At 54.8% G+C, this 7,152-nt stretch carries 2 protein-coding genes, 2 tRNA genes and 3 rRNA genes; 5 read left to right on the forward strand and 2 right to left on the reverse strand.

Annotated features, from left to right (window positions below; translation table 11 throughout):
• Window positions 1-570 precede the first annotated feature (570 nt).
• From KEC57_RS19275 to rrf, 5 genes are all read left to right on the forward strand, one after another.
• Window positions 571-2,103, forward strand: a 16S ribosomal RNA gene (locus KEC57_RS19275).
• A gap of 63 nt (window positions 2,104-2,166) precedes the next feature.
• A tRNA-Ile gene (locus KEC57_RS19280) sits at window positions 2,167-2,243 on the forward strand.
• Between the two features lie 39 nt (window positions 2,244-2,282).
• A tRNA-Ala gene (locus tag KEC57_RS19285) sits at window positions 2,283-2,358 on the forward strand.
• Window positions 2,359-2,644: 286 nt separating this feature from the next.
• Window positions 2,645-5,526: ribosomal RNA gene (locus tag KEC57_RS19290) — 23S ribosomal RNA — on the forward strand.
• Window positions 5,527-5,680: 154 nt separating this feature from the next.
• A 5S ribosomal RNA gene (rrf, locus tag KEC57_RS19295) occupies window positions 5,681-5,793 on the forward strand.
• The 16S, 23S and 5S rRNA genes sit together here with 2 tRNA genes alongside, the layout of an rRNA operon.
• Before the next feature lie 137 nt (window positions 5,794-5,930).
• On the opposite strand, the gene KEC57_RS19300 is transcribed toward rrf, so the two are convergent.
• Window positions 5,931-6,647: an O-methyltransferase gene (locus KEC57_RS19300; protein WP_039343146.1), complete on the reverse strand. Its 717-nt coding sequence runs from the start codon at window positions 6,645-6,647 to the stop codon at window positions 5,931-5,933.
• A gap of 104 nt (window positions 6,648-6,751) precedes the next feature.
• Window positions 6,752-7,152: 4Fe-4S dicluster domain-containing protein (locus KEC57_RS19305; protein ID WP_229386210.1), on the reverse strand; the 401-nt coding region annotated here is incomplete at its 5' end.

A 7,152-nucleotide genomic window follows, 5' to 3' on the forward strand; every position in this document is an offset into this window, starting at 1 on the left:
TGATGGGGCTGCTTGGGTAGTTGGCCGGCGACGGGGCGATATCGGTCGTCGGCGTGATTGCCCGGCCCGTCGAGCCCGAAGCCCCCGTGCGCGTCAGCGCACGGGGGCTTTTTCAAAATATTTTCACAAAGGGGCTTGCGGAGTTGGGGGTGGGTGCTTAGAATCACGCCTCTTTCGCGCTAACGGAAACGCGGCGCGGGAGAGGGAAGCAAGGTTGGTGGAGCGCAGCAGTCTGAAGCGCGCAACCGGCCTGGAAGTTGAGCCCCGCAGTCGCAACGATGTAGTGTAAAAAGTTGTTGACGAACTGCGAAACACGGTTCATAATCTCGCTTCTCTGCTGCTGAAAACGCAGCGCTGCCGGGAAACACGAAGTTCCTCGCAGAATGCTCTTTAAAAATTAACAGCCGATAAGTGTGGGCGCTTGATGGCAGCGAGCTGATCCTCGGATCAGATAGCGAAAGTATCAAGAGTCTCACACTAAAGTAAGTCAGGTTTATGAAGTGATTCATATTCCTGTCAGCTTTGAGTGAGCGACCGGTTCTTAACTGAACCGAAAACAGTAACAGGTTTAAACTGAAGAGTTTGATCCTGGCTCAGATTGAACGCTGGCGGCATGCCTTACACATGCAAGTCGAACGGCAGCACGGGTGCTTGCACCTGGTGGCGAGTGGCGAACGGGTGAGTAATACATCGGAACATGTCCTGTAGTGGGGGATAGCCCGGCGAAAGCCGGATTAATACCGCATACGATCTACGGATGAAAGCGGGGGACCTTCGGGCCTCGCGCTATAGGGTTGGCCGATGGCTGATTAGCTAGTTGGTGGGGTAAAGGCCTACCAAGGCGACGATCAGTAGCTGGTCTGAGAGGACGACCAGCCACACTGGGACTGAGACACGGCCCAGACTCCTACGGGAGGCAGCAGTGGGGAATTTTGGACAATGGGCGAAAGCCTGATCCAGCAATGCCGCGTGTGTGAAGAAGGCCTTCGGGTTGTAAAGCACTTTTGTCCGGAAAGAAATCCTTGGCTCTAATACAGTCGGGGGATGACGGTACCGGAAGAATAAGCACCGGCTAACTACGTGCCAGCAGCCGCGGTAATACGTAGGGTGCGAGCGTTAATCGGAATTACTGGGCGTAAAGCGTGCGCAGGCGGTTTGCTAAGACCGATGTGAAATCCCCGGGCTCAACCTGGGAACTGCATTGGTGACTGGCAGGCTAGAGTATGGCAGAGGGGGGTAGAATTCCACGTGTAGCAGTGAAATGCGTAGAGATGTGGAGGAATACCGATGGCGAAGGCAGCCCCCTGGGCCAATACTGACGCTCATGCACGAAAGCGTGGGGAGCAAACAGGATTAGATACCCTGGTAGTCCACGCCCTAAACGATGTCAACTAGTTGTTGGGGATTCATTTCCTTAGTAACGTAGCTAACGCGTGAAGTTGACCGCCTGGGGAGTACGGTCGCAAGATTAAAACTCAAAGGAATTGACGGGGACCCGCACAAGCGGTGGATGATGTGGATTAATTCGATGCAACGCGAAAAACCTTACCTACCCTTGACATGGTCGGAATCCCGCTGAGAGGTGGGAGTGCTCGAAAGAGAACCGGCGCACAGGTGCTGCATGGCTGTCGTCAGCTCGTGTCGTGAGATGTTGGGTTAAGTCCCGCAACGAGCGCAACCCTTGTCCTTAGTTGCTACGCAAGAGCACTCTAAGGAGACTGCCGGTGACAAACCGGAGGAAGGTGGGGATGACGTCAAGTCCTCATGGCCCTTATGGGTAGGGCTTCACACGTCATACAATGGTCGGAACAGAGGGTTGCCAACCCGCGAGGGGGAGCTAATCCCAGAAAACCGATCGTAGTCCGGATTGCACTCTGCAACTCGAGTGCATGAAGCTGGAATCGCTAGTAATCGCGGATCAGCATGCCGCGGTGAATACGTTCCCGGGTCTTGTACACACCGCCCGTCACACCATGGGAGTGGGTTTTACCAGAAGTGGCTAGTCTAACCGCAAGGAGGACGGTCACCACGGTAGGATTCATGACTGGGGTGAAGTCGTAACAAGGTAGCCGTATCGGAAGGTGCGGCTGGATCACCTCCTTTCCAGAGCTTCTCGCAAAGTTGAGCGCTCACGCTTATCGGCTGTAAATTTAAAGACAGACTCAGGGGTCTGTAGCTCAGTCGGTTAGAGCACCGTCTTGATAAGGCGGGGGTCGTTGGTTCGAATCCAACCAGACCCACCATTGTCTGGCGGTAGGTACCTGAGGTCATCTGTACTCAATGGGGGCATAGCTCAGCTGGGAGAGCACCTGCTTTGCAAGCAGGGGGTCGTCGGTTCGATCCCGTCTGCCTCCACCAATCTTCAATGACAAACATTCGAATGACGATTGTTCGAGTCTTTGTCATTGGCGATTGAGCCAGTCAGAGGATATCAACAGATATCGGCTGTCGTTCTTTAACAATCTGGAAGAAGTAAGTAATTTGGATAGCGGAAGCGTCTTGAGATGGACGTGAAAGTTATCCGGGTTGTGATTGTATCGATGTATCTCAAGATGATTCGAACTCTATGTTTGACTCAATTGGAATACGGCACAACGCGAGAACTCAACCTGTAGCGACTGTCGATGAGACAGACTCGTTATAGGGTCAAGCGAACAAGTGCATGTGGTGGATGCCTTGGCGATCACAGGCGATGAAGGACGCGGTAGCCTGCGAAAAGCTACGGGGAGCTGGCAAACAAGCTTTGATCCGTAGATGTCCGAATGGGGAAACCCACTCCTTTTGGAGTATCCATGGCTGAATACATAGGCCATGCGAAGCGAACGCGGTGAACTGAAACATCTAAGTAACCGCAGGAAAAGAAATCAACCGAGATTCCCAAAGTAGTGGCGAGCGAAATGGGATGAGCCTTGCACTCTTTATTTGTATTGTTAGCCGAACGCTCTGGAAAGTGCGGCCATAGCAGGTGATAGCCCTGTAGGCGAAAACAGTATGAAAGAACTAGGTGTGCGACAAGTAGGGCGGGACACGTGAAATCCTGTCTGAAGATGGGGGGACCATCCTCCAAGGCTAAATACTCGTGATCGACCGATAGTGAACCAGTACCGTGAGGGAAAGGCGAAAAGAACCCCGGGAGGGGAGTGAAATAGATCCTGAAACCGCATGCATACAAACAGTCGGAGCCTCGTAAGGGGTGACGGCGTACCTTTTGTATAATGGGTCAGCGACTTACGTTCAGTAGCAAGCTTAACCGTATAGGGCAGGCGTAGCGAAAGCGAGTCCGAATAGGGCGTTCAGTTGCTGGGCGTAGACCCGAAACCAGGTGATCTATCCATGGCCAGGATGAAGGTGCGGTAACACGTACTGGAGGTCCGAACCCACTAACGTTGAAAAGTTAGGGGATGAGCTGTGGATAGGGGTGAAAGGCTAAACAAACCTGGAAATAGCTGGTTCTCTCCGAAAACTATTTAGGTAGTGCCTCGTGTCTCACCTTCGGGGGTAGAGCACTGTCATGGTTGGGGGGTCTATTGCAGATTACCCCGCCATAGCAAACTCCGAATACCGAAGAGTGCAATCACGGGAGACAGACATCGGGTGCTAACGTCCGGTGTCAAGAGGGAAACAACCCAGACCGCCAGCTAAGGTCCCCAAATATAGCTAAGTGGGAAACGAAGTGGGAAGGCTAAAACAGTCAGGAGGTTGGCTTAGAAGCAGCCACCCTTTAAAGAAAGCGTAATAGCTCACTGATCGAGTCGTCCTGCGCGGAAGATGTAACGGGGCTAAGCTATATACCGAAGCTGCGGATGCGTGCTTAGCACGCATGGTAGGAGAGCGTTCCGTAAGCCTGCGAAGGTGCCTTGTAAAGGGTGCTGGAGGTATCGGAAGTGCGAATGCTGACATGAGTAGCGATAAAGGGGGTGAAAGGCCCCCTCGCCGTAAGCCCAAGGTTTCCTACGCAACGTTCATCGGCGTAGGGTGAGTCGGCCCCTAAGGCGAGGCAGAAATGCGTAGCTGATGGGAAGCAGGTCAATATTCCTGCACCATTGTTAGATGCGATGGGGGGACGGATCGCGGAAGGTTGTCCGGGTGTTGGAAGTCCCGGTCGCTGCATTGGAGAAGGCGCTTAGGCAAATCCGGGCGCGGAATTCAAGGGTGTGGCGCGAGCTCCTTAGGGAGCGAAGCAATTGGAAGTGGTTCCAAGAAAAGCCTCTAAGCTTCAGTCTAACGATGACCGTACCGCAAACCGACACAGGTGGGCGAGATGAGTATTCTAAGGCGCTTGAGAGAACTCGGGAGAAGGAACTCGGCAAATTGGTACCGTAACTTCGGGATAAGGTACGCCCTTGTAGCTTGACTGGCTTGCGCCAGAAGGGTGAAGGGGTTGCAATAAACTGGTGGCTGCGACTGTTTAATAAAAACACAGCACTCTGCAAACACGAAAGTGGACGTATAGGGTGTGACGCCTGCCCGGTGCCGGAAGATTAAATGATGGGGTGCAAGCTCTTGATTGAAGTCCCGGTAAACGGCGGCCGTAACTATAACGGTCCTAAGGTAGCGAAATTCCTTGTCGGGTAAGTTCCGACCTGCACGAATGGCGTAACGATGGCCACACTGTCTCCTCCCGAGACTCAGCGAAGTTGAAGTGTTTGTGATGATGCAATCTACCCGCGGCTAGACGGAAAGACCCCATGAACCTTTACTGTAGCTTTGCATTGGACTTTGAACCGATCTGTGTAGGATAGGTGGGAGGCTATGAAACCGGAACGCTAGTTTCGGTGGAGCCGTCCTTGAAATACCACCCTGGTTTGTTTGAGGTTCTAACCTTGGCCCGTGATCCGGGTCGGGGACAGTGCATGGTAGGCAGTTTGACTGGGGCGGTCTCCTCCCAAAGCGTAACGGAGGAGTACGAAGGTACGCTAGGTACGGTCGGAAATCGTGCTGATAGTGCAATGGCATAAGCGTGCTTAACTGCGAGACCGACAAGTCGAGCAGGTGCGAAAGCAGGTCATAGTGATCCGGTGGTTCTGTATGGAAGGGCCATCGCTCAACGGATAAAAGGTACTCTGGGGATAACAGGCTGATACCGCCCAAGAGTTCATATCGACGGCGGTGTTTGGCACCTCGATGTCGGCTCATCTCATCCTGGGGCTGTAGCCGGTCCCAAGGGTATGGCTGTTCGCCATTTAAAGAGGTACGTGAGCTGGGTTTAAAACGTCGTGAGACAGTTTGGTCCCTATCTGCCGTGGGCGTTGGATATTTGAAGGGGGCTGCTCCTAGTACGAGAGGACCGGAGTGGACGAACCTCTGGTGTACCGGTTGTCACGCCAGTGGCATCGCCGGGTAGCTATGTTCGGAAGAGATAACCGCTGAAAGCATCTAAGCGGGAAACTCGCCTTAAGATGAGATATCCCTGGGGACTAGATCCCCTTGAAGGGTCGTTCGAGACCAGGACGTTGATAGGTCAGGTGTGTAAGCGCAGTAATGCGTTCAGCTAACTGATACTAATTGCCCGTAAGGCTTGATCCTATAACAAGTCTGCCTTGTAGATCGGCGCCGTGCGACAGCACTGGCTGCGATCCAAAGCGATAAGTTGGATTCTCGTGTGTGATACACACAACTCAAGATTACTGCTTCTTCCAGGATTGGTTGTGCTGCGAAGCCAGCGCAACAACCCCTTTTGCCTGATGACCATAGCGAGTCGGTCCCACCCCTTCCCATCCCGAACAGGACCGTGAAACGACTCTACGCCGATGATAGTGCGGATTCCCGTGTGAAAGTAGGTAATCGTCAGGCTCCCTAAGCCAAGAACCCCCGCCCGAAAGGCGGGGGTTTTTGCATTTCAGCGGCGGAAATGCACATGGGATCAGGACGGGCGGCGCTGTCCTTCAGCCCGAGATCTCATGGAATAAGCGTTTCGACGGACTCCCCGCTCAAGAAACGACGACCGCAAATTCGACTCCCGATTCAAAGTCCAGGGTAGTGGTCGAAAACCGCGGGTCGTTGTCCAGGTAGTGCTTGTACGGTCGAACGGCGTCCTCGGCTGTGTACATGTTGTCGGCCAGTACGACCGATCCCGGGCGCAGCAGGCGCTCGATCTGCCTGAACAGTTTCAGATAGGCGTCGGCCCATACATCGATGAACACCATGTCGAAAGTACCGTCCAGTTCGGCGACGGTCTCGAATACGTCGCCCTCCCGCATGTCGACATAGGCATCCAGGCCCGCCGTCCTGACGTGATCGCACAAGCGCGTGATCTTGAGCGCATCGCGTTCGGTCGCGACGACCACGCCACGGCCCAACGTGCGCAGCGCCTCGGCGAAATACAGCGTGGATACGCCGCATGAACTGCCGAGTTCAAGGATTCTGGCCGGTCGTTGCGAGAGCACCATGTTGCGCAAGAATCCGCCCGTTTCCGGCGACACGGCCAACGATAGCGGACTGCCTTCGGGGGAATCGAAGTCGTCGCTGGACAGCCCGAACGTTTCGAGAAACCGCCCCCGCAGACGGGGCGCGATCGCTTCGTATTCCTCGGCTAGCGACAGAAAATCCTCGTTCGATCCCTGGAACTGCGCGCGGGCGCGGGCGACGATTTCGGTGCGGCTCTCTTCGTGGAGCCGCTGCAGAAGGGCGATGGTGGGTGAAGTCATGTGCATTCCTTGATGCGATTGATCCGGTCGACGATGTCTCCAATGACAGCCTCCCCCGTCAGAGTCGCTGCGCTGTCGCTCGATATCGGCGATACATGGTGTTGCTATGCCGTTCGGGCGAGCGTGATCGCGCGTTCGGGGCACGCCGTCACACACAGTCCGCATGACCGGCACGCGTCTGCATTCGGCGTATAGGCGACCTTCATGCCATGCACGCGCTGCTTCAGGCGATGCATCAGGTCAAGGCCGAGGTAATCGACTTTGTCGATGCGCCGGATCTCGAACACGTTCTCGGGGCAAACCGCGACACAATTCCCTTTACCTTCGCAGCGCTTCAGATCGACGACCGGCGCAATCACCCCCGGCTGCTGTTTGCAGTCGTCCGTTGACTTGTCGGGCATGTTCATTCTCCCGTGGGCCGGTTGCTGCCGGATCGCCACGCGGTCCGGAAGTGCTCGCGTTCCTCCGGTGTCATGGATTCCCACTTGCGCCAGTGGCGTCGGCC

It is taken from the genome of Microbacterium allomyrinae, assembly GCF_020682705.1.
Lineage (GTDB): Bacteria > Actinomycetota > Actinomycetes > Actinomycetales > Microbacteriaceae > Microbacterium > Microbacterium allomyrinae.

Bases quoted from the DNA above. Each gene is read 5' to 3' on its own strand.
- KEC57_RS19300 (WP_039343146.1), bottom strand. From the start codon at position 6,647: ATGACTTCACCCACCATCGCCCTTCTGCAGCGGCTCCACGAAGAGAGC.